Origin of the sequence: Faecalicatena contorta (genome assembly GCF_003149105.1) — a bacterium.
GTDB classification, from domain to species: domain Bacteria; phylum Bacillota; class Clostridia; order Lachnospirales; family Lachnospiraceae; genus Muricomes; species Muricomes contortus_C.
Map to the genome: position 1 here is coordinate 397,443 of NZ_QGDS01000003.1, position 17,436 is coordinate 414,878.

The 17,436-nt window shown below is 43.6% G+C and carries 15 protein-coding genes and 1 riboswitch; all 15 genes read right to left on the bottom strand.

Annotated elements, in window-relative coordinates:
• Window position 1: 1 nt before the first annotated feature.
• Complete coding sequence (locus A8805_RS07610; protein WP_109709607.1) at window positions 2-616, bottom strand: DUF47 domain-containing protein; 615 nt, start codon at window positions 614-616, stop codon at window positions 2-4.
• 267 nt (window positions 617-883) lie between these two features.
• Complete coding sequence (locus A8805_RS07615) at window positions 884-1,618, bottom strand: ABC transporter ATP-binding protein (protein WP_109709609.1); 735 nt, start codon at window positions 1,616-1,618, stop codon at window positions 884-886.
• Between the two features lie 11 nt (window positions 1,619-1,629).
• On the bottom strand, window positions 1,630-2,643 hold the full coding sequence (locus A8805_RS07620; RefSeq protein WP_109709611.1) for an ABC transporter substrate-binding protein: 1,014 nt from the start codon (window positions 2,641-2,643) through the stop codon (window positions 1,630-1,632).
• A complete protein-coding gene (locus A8805_RS07625) occupies window positions 2,644-3,480 on the bottom strand; it encodes an ABC transporter permease (RefSeq protein WP_242992298.1) in 837 nt (278 codons plus the stop codon).
• Window positions 3,449-3,745: a thiamine-binding protein gene (locus tag A8805_RS07630; RefSeq protein WP_109709616.1), complete on the bottom strand. Its 297-nt coding sequence runs from the start codon at window positions 3,743-3,745 to the stop codon at window positions 3,449-3,451. The genes A8805_RS07625 and A8805_RS07630 overlap by 32 nt, the downstream gene beginning before the upstream one ends.
• Before the next feature lie 222 nt (window positions 3,746-3,967).
• Window positions 3,968-4,078, bottom strand: a riboswitch (TPP riboswitch).
• A 120-nt stretch (window positions 4,079-4,198) separates the two neighbouring features.
• Window positions 4,199-6,556: an FtsX-like permease family protein gene (locus tag A8805_RS07635; RefSeq protein ID WP_181392765.1), complete on the bottom strand. Its 2,358-nt coding sequence runs from the start codon at window positions 6,554-6,556 to the stop codon at window positions 4,199-4,201.
• Window position 6,557: 1 nt separating this feature from the next.
• The gene (locus A8805_RS07640) at window positions 6,558-7,313 is read right to left on the bottom strand and encodes an ABC transporter ATP-binding protein (protein ID WP_109709621.1); all 756 of its coding nucleotides are present in this window, start codon (window positions 7,311-7,313) and stop codon (window positions 6,558-6,560) included.
• A gap of 99 nt (window positions 7,314-7,412) precedes the next feature.
• Complete coding sequence (locus A8805_RS07645) at window positions 7,413-8,693, bottom strand: HAMP domain-containing sensor histidine kinase (protein WP_109709623.1); 1,281 nt, start codon at window positions 8,691-8,693, stop codon at window positions 7,413-7,415.
• A complete protein-coding gene (locus A8805_RS07650; RefSeq protein ID WP_109709625.1) occupies window positions 8,690-9,364 on the bottom strand; it encodes a response regulator transcription factor in 675 nt (224 codons plus the stop codon). Before A8805_RS07650 ends, A8805_RS07645 begins: the two co-directional genes overlap by 4 nt.
• A 307-nt stretch (window positions 9,365-9,671) precedes the next feature.
• Window positions 9,672-11,420 carry an ABC transporter ATP-binding protein gene (locus tag A8805_RS07655; protein ID WP_109709627.1) on the bottom strand — a complete coding sequence of 583 codons (1,749 nt, stop codon included), beginning with the start codon at window positions 11,418-11,420 and terminating at the stop codon, window positions 9,672-9,674.
• Entirely contained in the window at window positions 11,413-13,188 is a 1,776-nt protein-coding gene (locus A8805_RS07660) for an ABC transporter ATP-binding protein (protein WP_109709629.1), read from the bottom strand. The genes A8805_RS07655 and A8805_RS07660 overlap by 8 nt, the downstream gene beginning before the upstream one ends.
• Window positions 13,189-13,360: 172 nt before the next feature.
• Window positions 13,361-14,368, bottom strand: a complete 1,008-nt coding sequence (locus A8805_RS07665; RefSeq protein WP_330405855.1) for a helix-turn-helix domain-containing protein — start codon at window positions 14,366-14,368, stop codon at window positions 13,361-13,363.
• A complete protein-coding gene (locus tag A8805_RS07670; protein ID WP_109709634.1) occupies window positions 14,319-15,869 on the bottom strand; it encodes an ABC transporter ATP-binding protein in 1,551 nt (516 codons plus the stop codon). The genes A8805_RS07665 and A8805_RS07670 overlap by 50 nt, the downstream gene beginning before the upstream one ends.
• 12 nt (window positions 15,870-15,881) lie before the next feature.
• Window positions 15,882-16,619 carry an energy-coupling factor transporter transmembrane component T gene (locus A8805_RS07675; RefSeq protein ID WP_109709636.1) on the bottom strand — a complete coding sequence of 246 codons (738 nt, stop codon included), beginning with the start codon at window positions 16,617-16,619 and terminating at the stop codon, window positions 15,882-15,884.
• Window positions 16,619-17,200 carry an MptD family putative ECF transporter S component gene (locus A8805_RS07680; protein WP_109709639.1) on the bottom strand — a complete coding sequence of 194 codons (582 nt, stop codon included), beginning with the start codon at window positions 17,198-17,200 and terminating at the stop codon, window positions 16,619-16,621. Before A8805_RS07680 ends, A8805_RS07675 begins: the two co-directional genes overlap by 1 nt.
• Between the last annotated feature and the right edge of the window lie 236 nt (window positions 17,201-17,436).

The window sequence follows — 17,436 nt, forward strand, 5'->3', positions numbered from 1 at the left end:
CCTATAGGTTCTTCATGATGACGATGTCCAGCGCCTTTGCAACAATCTGACAGGCATCAACTGCATTCTCCAGTACTTCATACAAATCTTTATACTGAATAATCTTAATCGGATCCGTATATTTCTTGAACAGATTCCTGATAGCTTTACGCTCCAGAGTATCGCATTCTTCTTCATTCGTCTTAACGTTGATTGTATGCTCCCTGATATTTTTTAACTGCTTTTTAACAAGCAAGTCAATTGCAAGGTACAGCTCGTCCGTACAAGTTCCGATACGGGTCCGGAACTCTGACATATAATCATCCACTTCTGTCAGACGGTACATATAAAAATAAACTGCGGTCTCCTCAATACAGTCCACAACATCATCCATTTTTTCTGCTAAAACCAAAATATCTTCATGATCAATGGAAGTAATAAAAGCGCGGTTAAGTTCCACGTTAATTTCGTGTAAAATTGTATCTCCGTTACTCTCAAAATCCTTTACCTTTTCAGAAAAAACTTTTAAATCTGATGGTGATTCAATACTGAATTTACTAAAATAATCCCCACATTCCTTCATGTTCTGTGCAAGATCAAGCATCAGACTCATTATTTTATCTGGTTTTGTCTTCATAGTTTTTTTATCCTCCGATAGTTCTGCCCATGGCAAGTAAAATCAATGCACTTAAATGTTGCATTTCAACTTTCTGATTTTAACACAGATTTAACACAAATTCAATCATGTTATTACATATATAAGGTATGTTAAATTTATGCTAAGATTCTGTAAATATCAGGAAAATCGGAGGTGAAAAGGAAGGCACTGCTGCAAATCTAAAAGAAAAAAGGAGCTGCGCACCTTGATCAAAAATGAATCAATTTGCAGCAGCTCGAGCTCCATCTATAATTTTTCTATAATTCTTTTTTTATATTCCAGGAATTCCCTGGACATGTGAAAATCCTTACGTCTGGGTTTTGGCTCCCGGATGATGATTTCGTCTGTGATTCTTCCCGGTATCCCTGTCAGCAGATAAATCCTGTCCGACAATAGGATGGCTTCATCAATATCATGTGTAATGAACAACGTAGATAATTGAATCTTATCCATTACGTTCAGATACCACCTGTGCATATCACTTTTCGTCAAAGTGTCCAACGCACTAAAAGGTTCATCAAGCAATGCAACATCTCTGGAAAACATATAGGTCCTAAGCAGGGCGGCCCGCTGGCGCATTCCCCCGGATAGCTGATGAGGGTACTTCTTCTGGGTATCCTGTAGTCCAAACTCTTCAAAATAAGTCTTTACCTTTTCTCTTGCAGAGCGCTTTTTTTCTCCCTTCAGCAATAAAGGGAGAGCAACATTGTCTTCAATCGTCCGGTAAGGCAAAAGCAGATCCTTTTGCAGCATATAGCTGATATGTCCCGGCTGCCCGGTAATGTCTTCCCCATTCAATGTTACATTTCCCGTATCCGGCGTATAAAGCCCTGATATTACATTGAAAAGGGTCGTTTTGCCGCCTCCGCTGGCACCCAAAAGGCATACCAGCTCATTTTCATGCAACTCTATGGAAATATCTTCTATTACATGCCGGTTCTCATAAGAAAGAGTCACATTCGTTACAATCAGTTCTGCCATTCTTTTGCTCCTTATTCCAGGTACTCATTGGTAAATCCTGTGTTATCAGGTATCTCTGCAGGAGACAGCCCGTTTTCATTCACCCATTGATAGAAAGCATTCCATCTCTCCGGATTTATGTATCCCCACTGCTCTGCCTCAGCTTTGTATTGCCCTTTCATATACTCCTGGCTGGCCAAAACCAGCTCTTTATCCAATTCAGGAGATGCCTCACATAAAATATCCGCTGCTTCCTCCGGGTTCTCAATTGCGAACTCATACCCTTTTTCAGCGGCAGAAAGAAAGGCTTTTGCTGTATCTGGGTTCTTCTTCATCCAGTCACTATTTCCAATGATAACCGGAGTATAGAAATCAAATGCGCTGTTTATATCTTTAAAGGCAAAATAATCTGTTTCCAGTCCTGCTACTTCTGTGGCAATCCCTGCCCAGCCGTAGAAAATCCAGATGGCATCCACGGATTTGCTTTCCAGCGCCGACACTTCGTCTGTCACCGTACTTGGAATCAACTCAACTTTACTGAAATCCCCTCCGTCCTCTTCTACCACATTCTTCATCATTGCCTTTTCTAAATCCAGTTCCCAGGTAGCATACTTTTTACCCTCCAGCCCCTTCGGCCTGTCCATGCCTTCTCCTTTACGGGAAATAATCCCTGATGTGTTGTGCTGTAAGACGGCTGCCACGGCCTCTACAGGCAAGGAATTATCTCCTGAAATCGCAGGCATCATACTGTCCTGAAAAGAAATTCCAAACTGGGCCTTTTCAGAGCCTACCAATACTTCTGCACCGTCCTCCGGAGGCTGTACGATCTCTACCTCCAGCCCCGCATCTGCAAAATATCCCTTCTCCTTTGCCACATAAATTCCTGTATGGTTCGTGTTGGGAGTCCAGTCCAGCACAAACGTAACTTTTTTCAGTTTCTTATCTTGTCCGCCCTCTGTATCTGTTTTCTCTTCTTTCGCACCGCATCCAATTACTCCGGCTGCCAAAACAGCCGCCAGCCAGAATGCAAATATTCTTTTTTTCATTTATTCTCTCTCCTCCCAAGGCATACATTTCTTCTGCAATAAGTTCACAGCCCCCATCAGTAGCAGGCTGATAACAGATATTAAAAAAATTACTGCAAACATTTTATCAAATGAAAATGCCTTCTTCACTCTTGTCATGTAAACACCCAGCCCGCTGAAACCTCCAAGCCATTCTGCAATTACAGCTCCCACCACCGCATAGGAAACTGAAATCCTCAGACTGGCAAAGAACTGTCCTAAAGAACCTGGAAACTTAACAAACCAAAATATCTGTACCTTAGAAGCACCCATAGAGCGCAGCAGATTGACAGTATCCCTGTCCGCAGACTTAAAACCATCCAGCAGACTGACTGTGACCGGGAAAAATGTCACAATAACAATCAAAATGACTTTCGGCAGCATTTCATATCCAAACCACAGCACCAAAAGAGGCGCAATGGCGACCGTAGGTACCGTCTGCGTCAGTACGATCAACGGATAAAATGCCTGGTACATTTTCTCAAACCGGTCCATGAGCACCGCCATCAAAAACCCTACTGCCACGCCCATTCCAAGTCCGATAAAGGCTTCCAGAAGAGTCACTTTTGCATTGCTCATCAAAAGCGGAAAATCTGTAATAAAGGCTTTGGCTACATCAATGGGTGACGGCAGCATAAACCTGGGAACCATTCCGGTACTGCTCGCTGTCTGCCAGATTCCCAATATTATGATTATGGTCAGTACCGGCCATACTTTTTCCCCGGCATAACCTTTTCTGAAAAACTGCTCCTGGCCTCTGCTCCCCTGTATCCTTTTCCGTTCTGGTTTACTGGTGGTGTTTTGTAACTTTCTTTTCAATGGTAAGCACATCTCCTTCCGGCTTGTACGTCACTTTGATGTAAGCCGCTACTGATGGTGCGCCTGCCCGGATAGCAATATGCTGGCACTCCTTGATAATGTCCATCAGTTCATCATAATCTCCTTCAATTGCTGTTTCAAATGGTCCTACATAACAATTTAACCCGGTACTTTTAATATAGGCTATCACCTCATCTACTATACGGATTAACTCTTCGTCATTTGCCGCCTCCGGCAGTGTCTGGATTGCTACACTTGCATTCATGTTTCTTCCTCCTCGCTTTTTATATTTTTTGAATGAATAAGCTTCCCGAACTCGAGAAAGAATCTCGATTGCGAGATTCTCCGCATGTGGCGGGTTGCGATAGCAACATCTTCTTTACCGCCACAGTGTGATCCCTCTGAAGGTTTTTATATAACAGGAAAAGCAGTTTCCTATTATATAACAAAGGCCCCGCCAGATAGATAATCTGACGAGGCCGGTACTTCTAAATATATATCACTTTCCTACGCTGGCATTATCCAGATCAGGTATAAAGGTCAAAGACGCATTAGTCTTAATCTCAGCCAGCTTGCACCAGCCCCCTTTGCTTTATTCAATTCTCCCCTAGTTTACCCTCTTAAATGAGCAGTGTCAAGGAGAATTGCTAAACTATTCTGAAAATGGAATTCAAAAGGGTCAGTCCCCTTTTGAGTTGTCCACTTTTGAGCTCCCTTTTTAATCAAACAATCTGATTGGCACTATTCTTTGGATCTTAAGGGATGTCAGCCATATTGTCACCGCTGAAACTAAAATTACACCAGCAGGTACAAGAATTGCGTATTGATATGGTATAATCAGACTGACTTTACGGATACCATTGCCTGCAAGGAGCATCTGGGTGAAGGGATTGGACATTAGAATCCCTGCTGCCAGACCCAGGAGACTTCCCAGCAATATGACCGGAAGATAGCTGTATCCCACTTGCATAATCAACTGGGATGACGTATATCCCAGGGCCTTATATATACCGTACTGCTTCTGCTCCTTCAGGAGTTTTACCTTGATTAAAAGCAGCAAAATCAGCACGACTGTTACTACCGTGATTCCTCCGCACAGGACGCAAATGGCAAAAATAGATCCATGAAAGGATTCCATGACCGCACTGAGGGTCTCTCCCACATTCACAATCTGTGTGTCCACACCGGAGAACTCACGATTCAGCTCTTTAATAAAGGTGTCCACATCCGTTCCCTCTGTCAGATAAATCAGCGACATTGGTATCTTGTAGTCCGCGTTCAGCCGTTTCACCCCTTCTTCTGTCAGACTTGCACCTCTTCCAAGGTGATTAATATGCTGCTTCACCCCTACAATCAGGTACTGCGCTTCCTCACCAAAGGAGGACACCGTTACGCTATCTCCAAGCTTCAGCTCAAGTTCTTCCATAGTCCGGTTGCTTATTACAATTTCATTGTCATATTGTGCCTGCCTGCCGCTCATCAGAGTATCCGTATCCAGCTTCGAAAAATCCTTCGTGACCTCGATACGTACCTGCACTTCCTTCTCATCACTCTTAAGCAGCATCTCCTCGGCATTATAATCTAAGAGCTTATGGACCTCTTCCTTTTTCCCAATCCGGTCCATTACCCGGCCATAGTCTTTCGCATCCACCCACATTTGAAGTTCAGCAGTAGGTATGCCTACAAGGTTCAGCATCGCAGTATCATTGATTACAAAATTGTAATACATTCCAATGGCATAGACACAGGCAAAGGTCAGAAGAGAAATAATAACCGTCATCACCGCATTCTGCTTTCCGTTATAAAGAAGTCCCTTCATCCCTATGGAAAGATTTAAAGGTAATCCTACTTTTTCCAACGGCAGGTAATTCTTTTTAAAGTTGTGGGTTTCAATACCGTCCCTCAATGCTGTCAGAGGTGTGATTTTTTTAAGTCTTCCCGCCGTTATATTTGTTACCGTAATAATCAGCAGCAAATTCACCAGGATACTGGCGAGGATAGCCAAACCGCTGATACTTCCTGTCCACCGCAATCCGATAGAAGCAGATATCATATTTCCAACCGGAGCAGAAACTGCCGCCGCCAGAATTAACCCTGCCAGTGTCCCTATCGCGGTAAGCAGCAGGAACTCCAGAAGTACGGCGCATTTAATCTGACCTGCCGTGTACCCTACCGCCTCCAGGGCACCAATATTCTTTATATTTTTTTCCAGATACACCGTCACGGAAAACTGAATCACGACCAAGGCAATCAATAGAAGAATCAGGGAAAATGCAATTAACACAACCATTAAAATTTGAGGAAACATTGTGACGCCTTGTTTGAGTGTATCATAAGGGAAGAGGACGAGGTACTCATTCGCATCACTTCCCCCGCTCCTGAACTCATGCATAAAGCTTTGTTCAAATTCCCCTCCTTCGATTCCGTTAAGGTTAAGATGAATTAAGTTTTGCCTGGAAGCATCCCCGGCCTCTGCTCTCATTTTCTCAAACACGGAATCATAGACAAAAAACTGATACATTGAGAGATTGCTCGGCGAAGAGAATATTACATTCTCATAAAATCCGGCAACTACAAAAGTATACTTCTGATTCTCAACTATTATCTCCATCTCATCTCCGGTCTGATAGTGATTGGATACCTTCAATATATAAGGAACGATAATCCCATTGTCCGGAATCGGAGACACCTCCTCAATAACAGACAGCCGGCTGATATTATAAGTATCCTCCGCATTGGATATGATTGCCATAAGATTGCTCTCTTTTTCCTCTCTCATTTGATTACGGATTTTCGGAGAAGTATATTGGATGCTGTCATGGATTTCGTACTGGCTGATATCCTTATTTTGTTCCAGAATGGGAAGTACTTTCTCCATGCTCGGCTGTCCGGCCAGCAATGTACAGTCCGCCCCAGAAAGTTCTTCATTCTTTGCATCTACAAATCCTTCCATCTGGCTCTTAACGGTGATTCCGGTATACATCAGCAAAGTAGACAGTACCACCAAGAGTACCAGTACAATCGAAGAGGCGCGGGAACTTTTAATATTGTTCTTAACGATTAAACAAAGCTTCATGCTACCACCCCATTTCCCGGAGAAATTTATGAAGCACAGTCTTACGTTCAGAATCATCTTTATGATAAGTTCCCAGGCTGCATTCATCCAAAATCATGCCATCCTTCAAGTAGAGAATGCGGTTTGCCCTCCTTGCAGTCCTAATGTCATGGGTCACCATAACGATGGACTGCCCCTGCTCATTCATTCTGGTCATAATGTCCAGAACATTGGCAGCATTCTCTGAATTCAGTGCCCCGGTAGGTTCATCTGCAAATACAATCTCAGGCTCATTAATCAACGCCCTTACAATTGCTGCACGCTGTGCTTCCCCGCCGGAAAGCTGAGAGGGAAATTTATGATAGCATCTTTCATCCAGCCCAACCTGATTAAGCAGTTCCTTCCCGCGCCTGACCACCGCTTTCCGGTCTTTGGAAACCAGCAGACCGCTGACCAGTATATTGTCCAGGACACTCATAGTTTCATTCAGGTACATCTGCTGAAAAACAAAACCGCAGTGGGACCTGCGGAAAACAGCCAGCTTATCATTGGAATAGTTGCTAATCTCATTGCCCCAAAAGATAACCTCTCCAAGAGTGGGGTGGTCCATTCCCGACAGCGCATAGAGCAAGGTAGACTTCCCCGAGCCTGAACTGCCCATGATAACAGTGAAATCCCCCTCTTCTATCTGGATATTAAGATTTTTTAATACATGCTGCTGTAAACTTCCAGTGGAGAAAGTCTTACACAGCATTTTGGCCTCTAGTATTATTGCCATTTCGTATCCCTCCGTATAATTTTGATAACTTCATTATACTTGCAGAACCTTACTTAGTCTTTTTCCATTCCTTATGAAATCCTTATCTGTTTCTTAAACCTATCCGCCAGCATTAAATTGGCTCCCGGCTATGCGCAGATACAAAGTGACTACAAAACCCTTATCACAATAGATATCAATACTTCCCTTCATTCCCTCCATAAACTGCCTGGCCAGATATAATCCAAGCCCCGAACCACTCGTGCCGGAGCTATTCTTTCCACGATAAAATTTTTGACATAGCATAGGAACCTCACTATCCTCCACTCCTTCTCCAAAATCACGAAGTGTCATCCTCAGATACCCCTGCTCTATCCCGCTGCTGACTTCAATATGGCTTTTTGTATACTTATAAGAGTTATGAATAATATTATCAATGACTTGGCTAAGCCGGAGGGCATCGCAGAAGATTAAGCATTCCGGAATCGGATTCACCTTATGTATCCTTTTTAAATGGTTCATCTGGCCCAGCATATCATCAAGGATGGTGCTCATCTCTTCCCTGCAGTTGATTTTCAGAACAGTTAAATCTTCCAGAGTCGCATGGAACATGTCACTGATCAGATGATCAATCATATCGGCCTTCTCATTGATAATTTTTGTTTTTTGTATTGTATCTTCCTCACTGCTTTTGAGGGTAATCAATTCGCAATGTGCCTTTATAGTTGATACCGGCGTTTTAATATCATGGGACAGGCCGGCCACCATTTCTTTCTTACTCCTGTTCGCTTCATACTCTCCCTGTCTTGCCTGTTTTAGTTCCTCCCTCATTAAATCAAAGCTTTCTGTAAATGCCCCGAAATAATTTCTCTTGTGTATTGGAAGAGGAAAATCAAGATTTCCTGCCGCCACATGAGAGGCAAAGCCTTTCAGCTTCAGAAAGGGCCTGACAAAGCGGACATAAACAACTGCCCCCAGTCCCCAGATAAATAATAACAAGCCTGCAAACAATATCACAATCATCCAAAACAAATGGTCTTTCAAAGCTTCCTCTGCTTCTGTCTCCAATGGGAATACAATCTTTCCAATCATTGCATCCCCATCCTTGAGGTCCAGGATGGTCGCCCTGTTAGCCAGACCTTCGTAAATTATCTTTTCATATTCAGGATCATCCAGAAGTACAATCTTAAAATCTATCGCCCTCCCTATTTCCGCCGCTATCTTTTCTCCGGTCTGAATTTCCGTCTTTTCCTGTATGCTTTTCTCTGCCTCTTTTGCAGCAGCATTCATCTGAGCGATATCTAATACAGGGGTTTCCTGTCCTCTGAGATATCCTATTATCAGGCAAAAGTATACCAGCAGAAATGCAGTAATCCCAATCATCCATCGTCTCGGCTTCATAGTTCTAACCGATATCCTGTTCCCCAGACTGTTTTAATGAGTTCGGGGTGATTCGGATCCCTCTCAACTTTTTCTCTTAGCTTCCGGATATGCACATTCAAGGTTCCATCACTGAAAAATCCATCCCCCCAGACATTCGCAAATAATTCATCCTTGGTTATTACAGTATTGGGACGCCGCAGCAGATAAAGAAACAGCTTGAATTCTCTATTCTTTAACTCTATTTCCCTGTCCTCTATGTACAATTTTCTGGCTTTATGGTCTATCCGTATCCTGCCCTCCTGCACCGTGGTAAGTTCCCTTGTTTCTTCAAGGCGCTTCAATACTACCTGAACCTTGGCAAGCAGCACGCTAAGTGTATAAGGCTTCTTTATATAATCATCACCGCCAATATTAAGTGCCATCAGGATATCGTCATCGCTCTGCCTTGCACTGATAAAAAAGATGGGGATGTTAGAAAAAACCCTTATTTTTTTGCACAGCACAAAGCCGCTTTCCTCCGGCAGATTGATATCCAGCAATACCAGTCTGACCTCGTGCTCTTTTAGAAATTCCAGACAGTCTTCCGCCTTAGTCACATAAGCTGCCGGCACGCCAAACATATTAAAATATTCACAGGTTGCACTTGCAAGCTCCTCTTCATCATCCACTATCAGACAGGTATAATCCATTCTTTTTCCTCCTCTTAACACACGACATGCCGCACTATGCAAACAAATGTCTGAATGTCATGTAAAGGCTCCATATTTTTGTTGTTCCAATCATACCATATGATAATTTAAGTGTCAAAAGCCCGGAGACTCATAGCAAGTGCAAAGTAAAATCACGGTTACTTTTCAGACCGTGCCGTGCACTCCGCTGCACGGCATCGGAGCCATTAAAGTATCGGCTTCAGGGCATCCAGCCCCTCGCCTTAGGCGACTTAAATGGGCTGGATGTCGTTACAGTGGGCACCCGCAGAGTGTGAGCTGTAACAAATCACGCCAACTTCCACCCCTCTGCCTTTTCACGCAGTCCTACAAAGCGGCTGTACAGTCCTTCCTGCCCAATCAGTTCCCTATGTGTTCCCTGCTGGACAATTTTTCCTTCATCCAGCACAATTATTTTCTGCGCATTTTCAATGGTCGCAAGACGGTGGGCAATTACAATCATGGTTTTTCCCTTTGACAGAGCGGAAATAGCCTGTTGAATCAAGTGCTCGTTTTCAGGGTCCACGCTGGCAGTCGCCTCGTCCAGTACAATAATTGGTGCATCCTTTAAAATAGCTCTTGCAAGAGAAATGCGTTGTTTTTCGCCCCCCGAAAGAGAAGAGCCGCCTTCCCCCACAACCGTAGCGTATCCGTCGGGAAGCTTTTTAATAAAGTCATGGCAGCAGGCTTTCTTTGCTGCTCTCTCAATTTCCTCCATAGAGGCATCCGGCTTTCCAAAACGGATATTATTTAGTATCGTATCATGAAACAGATATACATTCTGGAACACCATACTCACATTAAAAAGGAGACTGTCACAGGTCAGTTCCCGGATATCCGTTTTTCCGATAGAGATACGTCCCTGGTCCACATCATAGAACCGTGCCAGAAGATTACATACCGTAGTCTTCCCTGACCCGGATGGCCCTACAATTGCAGCGGTACTGCCCTGGGGAATCTGAAATGAAATGTCATCCAGCACCCGCCGTCTGTCATATCCAAAAGATACCTTCTGAAATTCAATGTCGTAAGAGGAAATCTTTTTATTCGTAGAATCTGCATCAATAAAATCAGCGTTTTCAATTGCTTTAATCTTATTCATTGCTGTTTCCATCAGTTCCATGGTATGTGCAGAGTTATTGACGTGTTCCACCTGTGAGAATAACTCAAAGGAAAAGATTTCCATCATCAGAAAAACCGGCACCGGCATTGAGCCATTCATAGCCACCATGGATGTCACCAGTACAATAACAACTCCTGCCAGCTTCAGGCAGAGCTGGTGCATTCCATTACATCCCACATAATCCAGCTCAATTTTAACATTGATTTTTTTGTGGGCCCGGTAAGTATTTTTAATTCCCTCAACCGACACCCCCTCCTGACCATACGCTTTGACAACAGCAATACCACGGATATATTCAATAACAGATGTAATCAGTTCATTCTGTGCCTTCTGGTGTACTACTGCATTTCTGCGGCTTCCTTTACTTAAAAGATGCAGGAAGAATCCCGAGCCGGCAATACCCAGTATAGCAATTACTGCCGCCTGCCAGCTAAAAAATACAAGACATAAAATCATAGTGAAAGCATGGATATATGCCCCGACTAAAGTGTCGGTCATCTTCATCGCATACATTTCAAAAACCGATAAGTCTGTTGTAACAGCACCGCTGATTTCTCCTGTATTATTTTTATCAAAGAAACCAAGAGATACCCGCTTTAAAATATCGCCGATGCGAATGCGTTCTTCAGCTGTTTTTTCAAAAGCTATACTCTCCTGGAAGGTTGCCCGCAAATATAAAAACAGGAAACGCCCCAGAATTGCTGCAATCATAAACAGGAGTGCCCAAAGTGCAAAAATAGGCTTTAATTCAATCTCGCCGCGGCTGTCCTTAATCATTAAATCTAAAAAATATGCTGCCCCTACAATGGGCATAGCCGTAAACATAGTCTGTAAGAATGACCAAAGAAAGCCCCAATACAAGCGGTTTTTCCGTTCTCCGGTCCATGCAATAATCCGTCTCATTGTTTTAAACATAACTAAATCCCTCCCCCTTGTCTGTAGTTGCAGACCATTGTCTGGCACCAATGTGGGACTTCCACATTTCCTGGTAAAGAGGACAATTTTGCAGAAGCTCCTGCTGGCTGCCCTGTGCTTCAATCTTTCCGTCTTTTAAGACCACAATGTTATCGGCCTCCTTAATCGTAGAAAGGCGGTGTGCAATCACCAGCAGCGTTTTCCCTTTGGTCAGGGCAGCAATCGAAGCCTGCAGCTGTGCCTCATTCTCCGGGTCAGTAAATGCAGTTGCTTCATCCAGTATAACAACCGGAGCATTTTTCAGGATAGCACGTGCAATGGCAATTCTCTGCCGCTCACCGCCCGACAGCCTTCCGCCCGCCTCTCCTGCTGATGTATTCCAGCCATTTTCGAATCTGCCGATAAATTCATCACAGCAGGCTGCTTTTGCAGCTGCAAAAACTTCCTCATCCGAAGCTTTTGGATTGCCCAGCCGGATATTCTCCATCAGAGAGCAATTGAACAAAAAGTTATCCTGGGACACAAAGCTGACCGTATCAGAAAGCTGGGAAAAAGGCATTTCCCGAATATCCCTGCCGCCGATTGTAACAGCCCCCTGGGATACATCCCAGAATCTTGCAATCAATCGTGCCACCGTAGATTTCCCGCCCCCTGAAGGACCTACAAGGGCGGTAAAACTGTCCTGTGGAATTGTCACGCTTAGGTCATGCAGGACATTGCCGTCTCTATCATTATAGGCAAAGGATATCTCCTGGAGTTTGATGTCATACCCCTCTAATTTAACCGGTTCATTTACTTCCGTCAGCTCTGGCATATCCAAAATCGTATTTACATCCTTTATGGCATACTGAATGGATTTATAATCGTTGACCGCAACAGTAAACCAACTTACGGGCCCAATCATACTCATGGAGAGAATAATGGCCAGCGTCACCTGTGCAGGCGTAAGTGCTCCGCTTAAATACAGAAGAACTCCTGCGGGCAGCACACCAAGCAATGTGGACGGTAAAATGGCATTGCCCAGATTCATCAGTCCCCAGGTAGAACGGAACCAGTCCAGCGTAAAGTCTTTGAAGCTTTTCACTGCATCCGTATATTTTTTATAAGATCCTGTAGACTGGTTGAAAGCCTTGATAACCTGAATCCCTTCGGTATACTCAATAATCACACTGTTGACATGATTTGAGGCTTTCATATATTTATCATACTGAGAACTGTAGTTGCGCATCATAACCGCGTAAACTCCCCCGCCTATCGGTACACAGGCAAGGGCAGCCAGGGCAATTCTCCAGTCCATGAACAGCATATAACCGAACACGCAGATTGGCAGAAGCAATCTGGAAATACCTTCAGGAATCATATGGGCAAGGGGCAGCTCAATAGTTTCAACCCTGTCCACAATGACATTTTTCAAATTTCCCGCTGTTTGGGAAAGCACAGTTCCAAGGGGTGCCCGCATCAGCTTATTTGACAGCGCCAGCCGTATACTTTCCAGAATTTTATAGGCAGAAATATGGGAGAAGCTTGTAGATATACCGTGAAACAGAAGCTTTATGACATATCCGGCAGCCGATATACCGGACCATAAAAGAATGTCCCCTGTAGTGGGAGTCCCCTCAAAAAATAAAAGGATAATCTTATATACCCCCAGATAAGGGATCAGTCCTCCTGCCACACTGACAATAGCAAAAATGACAGATAAAATCATCCTCCCCCTGCACTCGTCCGCAAAGGAGAAAATAGATGCAAACGTTCCTTTTTTCTTCATATAAATACCTCCTCTTAATAAAGAGTCTGGCTTGCCAGACTCACGTGCCGAAGCGCGGTCGCTTTAGCGGCCATTTTCTTTATGCGCGCAGTACGCATCCCCATGATGGGTTTTTATATAATAGGAAAAGCACTTTCCTGTTATATAAAAAAAGATGTTTCCACGAAACATCTTAATTATACAATGTGCAATTTTTCCTGTCCGCTCTAAAAATCTCCAAACACTCCATTCGGACATTAGATTTCCTGTATTGTGAGGGACTCATTCCAATTACTGACTGAAAAGCTGCAGCAAATTTGCTTGCATTTCCATAACCTACTTTTCCTGCAACTTCCATAATAGAATTCCCCGAATCTTTCAGCATCAGCGCCGCTGCATTCATACGGTATGCCTTTATATATGCATAGATTGTGGTCCCATATACTCCTTTAAAACAGAGCTTCATGGAGGTGAGGGGAAAAGCAAAACGCTCAGACAGCTCCTCCAACGTATACCACTGCTCCAAATCAGCAGTAAGCAATGCCACAATATCTTTTACCTTTTCTACCTGCGACTTATAAAAATACGGACGTTCCTCATTATCTTTTGGTACCTCGGTTGCTTCTAAAAACAAGAGAAGTTCCAGCACTTTGATTTTAAAATACTGCATCCGCACCTGGTCCGCAAGATCATACAATTCTGAAAAGATATGTTCTATCTGTTTCCCGGCACGTATAATAAACGCTTTATTCTCCGGGCAGAATTTTTCTTTTAGCTTTCTCAAGTCCACGGAAAACCCATCCATGACATGGAGGAGCGATTTTTCTGCCTCTTCCACACAGAACCCTATGGTAATACCATGATAATGACTGAGAGGAAAGCGGTAATCCTGGCAATGATTGACTCTGGAATTAATCTGCATATCCCCTGCTTTAATATAGATATATTTATTTTGCTCCATCTGCCACTCAATCCTGCCCTCCCGGCAATGATCAATACAGAACATTTCTTCCTTTGGCTGAAACCCCGAAAGACAATGCTCCATATGAAAATCGTTATATAAAATATATACTCCGGGAAACACATCATAAACGGTCATCATGCCTTCTCCGCCTACATCCTTTAGCTGAAACACAGCACAGTCTTTATTTTCACATACCTTGTATACATTGCTTCCCATATCCTTTGCTTCTAGAATCACAGAATGCCTCCCTCTCATAGGGGATTCCAAAGGAACTCCCTGCACAAACAAAAAAATCCATCATTCTCTTCTTCCCGGCTTCATTCAGAAGATAACTCCCCTCTGCCCGCCCCTTTTTGATATGAAGTATGTGCGTGCAGCAGAACAGAATCAATTCCGGATCATGAGTCACGATAAACACGGTCTTTCCCTGCTGCCCTAATTGGCGGATACATCCTGCCACTTTCTCCATATGCCGCAAATCCAAACCACTTGTAGGCTCATCAAACACAATAATATCCCTCCCGGAGGCCAGCGCCTGGGCAACAGCAACCCGCTGTTTCTGCCCTCCTGACAATGCCATCGGATGATGATCCTTAAAAGCAAGAAGCTCCAGACTATCCAATATTTTTTCAGCACTCTCCCAATCTTCTTTCTTCATGGATAACAAAACTTCATCCAGTACACTTTCTGTAAAGAGCTGATGGTTTACATCCTGCATAACCATATAACAGGAATCAAGACGTTTTCTTGCTTTTAATGCGCTTTCATTATATTTCAGTATACTCTTGTCTTTTTTGAGCAGCCCGCACAGGCTTCTTACAAAGGTTGTTTTCCCTGCCCCATTATGTCCAATTATAGCAATGATACCAGCTTCCGGCAATTCAACCTGGGGAATGTCTATCAGCTTTTCAGCTTTTGAATAAGAAAATTCCAGGTTTTCAACTGTTAATTTTTTCTGCTCCGGCACAGGGCATACCCTCTTTTTGTTCAGCTTTGCCAGTGCGGAGATACGAAGCCCTCTCTCCCGAAAGAAATAGGAAGGTTTTTCATAAAATTCTGCACCTGTATATTCCTCACATATTTCTCCGTTTTTCATATACAATACCCTGTCGGCAAGCCCCTGCATAAAATACAGACGGTGTTCTGCAATTAATATTGTTTTGCCCTGGGTTTTCCATTCAGAAATAATATTTTTAAGATCATTTATCCCTAAAATATCCAGATTGGAGGTCGGTTCGTCCAGTACTATAATATCAGGCCCCAGGGTTCCTACTGAACCGCAGGCGATTTTTTGCTTTTCGCCCCCGGAAAGTTCAAAAATACTTCTGCCAAGCAGCGGGTTCAATGACAACGCTTCTGCCGTCCGGTCTATGCGGTTCAAAACTTCCTCCTCGTTCATGCCAAGATTTTCACAGCCAAAAGCAAGCTCGCTGGTGGTATCCACGTTAAAAAACTGAGAGCGGGGATTCTGAAAAACAGACCCCACCGTTTTTGCCAGGTCATACAGCGGTGTATCCGATATGCTTTTACCGCATATCATCGCTTCCCCTGTGAGTGTTCCTTCGTAATAATGGGGAATCAGCCCGTTTATCAACCTTGTCAGCGTCGTTTTTCCACATCCCGATTCGCCGCACAGCAGCACCGTTTCGCCTTTTTTGATATGTAGATTGATCTGTTTTAAACCGGAAGCTTCATCTGTACCGGTGTAGAAAAATTGAATGTCCTTTAAGTTTATCATACTTTTTTATCCTCATATTACAGAAAACTTGTCAATGAGCAGAAAAATAATACTTACCACACAAAGCAGCATTGCAGCCAAGTCATATGGCCTAATGCCGATTTTACAGATATTCGTGCGGTGTATGGGTGCTCCAAGCCCTCTGGTGAGCGCTGAGGCTGACAATTCTTCTCCAATTTTAACACAGGAAACCATCAGTGGAACCATACGGTATTCCAGCATTTTACCTGGCTTTCCGCCCCCAAACCGGATTCCCCTCATCCTCATGGCATCACCGATTGCCCCATACTCCTCGCCGACTGTGGGAAAGAAACGGAACATGACAGACAGCGGTATGGACAATTTCTGCGGCAGATGCATCCGCTCCATGGCTGCCATAAATTCACTGACAGTTGTCGTGTTCACCAGATAGCTGCCCATGGCGATTCCGGGCATAAAACGTGCAAACATACCACAGCAGGCAACAATCATAAAATTCACAAATCCTGTTGTAACAGGAACCAGAAACAACTCTCCGGCAAAAGCGCATGAATATGCAGCAGCATAAATTGCTGCTGATTTCCATTTCCCCGAAATGCAAAATAAAAGCAGAGGCACCAACACCAGCGCCGGCCTTATTATATTCATGATGCCTCCGCTTCCTCCTCCGATCAATACGGAAGCAATGGTTACCGCCAAAAGCATTTTTGTACGGGGGTCTAACACAATCTTGTTGTTTTGGGATGTGCTCTGCATAAATTCCCTTGCCATTATACAATTCCTGCCCTTACAAAATGTTTTTTCAAAAGCGCTCTCCCTAGAACCGCTCCCAGCAGCCCGGAAATAAAGCAGGCGGCAAGCAGTGGAATGAGGCTCCAGTCCGGTATGTATTTCATAAGAGTCTCAGCATATTCCCTGCCATAGCCTGAAATCAGCATATTAAAATAATTGTCGCGGGTTACTACAATCGGAATGAAGTTGCCTATTACCCATATGGAAAACACACCATATCCGAGAATACTCTTTTTCGCACTGGCATACCCGCCTGATTTGAAGATAAAGTCCGCTAAAATCCCGGACACCGGAGCTACTACGATTACCCATACCCCCATTCCCATTAATCCAATAAGAATACCAATCAATATTGACATAATGGTTACCATTCCAAACTTCTTCACCTTTGTCAGGAAAAGCATAAATGGAATACCGCCAATTAGAGGAACCAGCACAGATAAAAGAGGAATAAAAATAGGAATATAGCCAAGCATGGCAACACCCATGCAGACCACAAACATAATTGCTGTAAAGATTCCAACATTAATTAAATCTTTTGCCTGTATCCTTTGTTTCATGATGAATACCTCCTAATTCAGTTAGTTTCAGCTAACCTTTATGCTTAATTTAAAGGCTTTGTATGTACAAAGCCTTCAGAACAAAGAGTTTGCGAAGCAAACTCTTGCGCCTGGGTTGGTTGCATAGCAACATCTACCACTTACGCCGCAGTGCGTATCTCCCAGAGGGTTTTTATGTAATAGAAAAAGCGGTTTCCTATTACATAAAAAAAGTATATCATCATGCCTGCACTTCA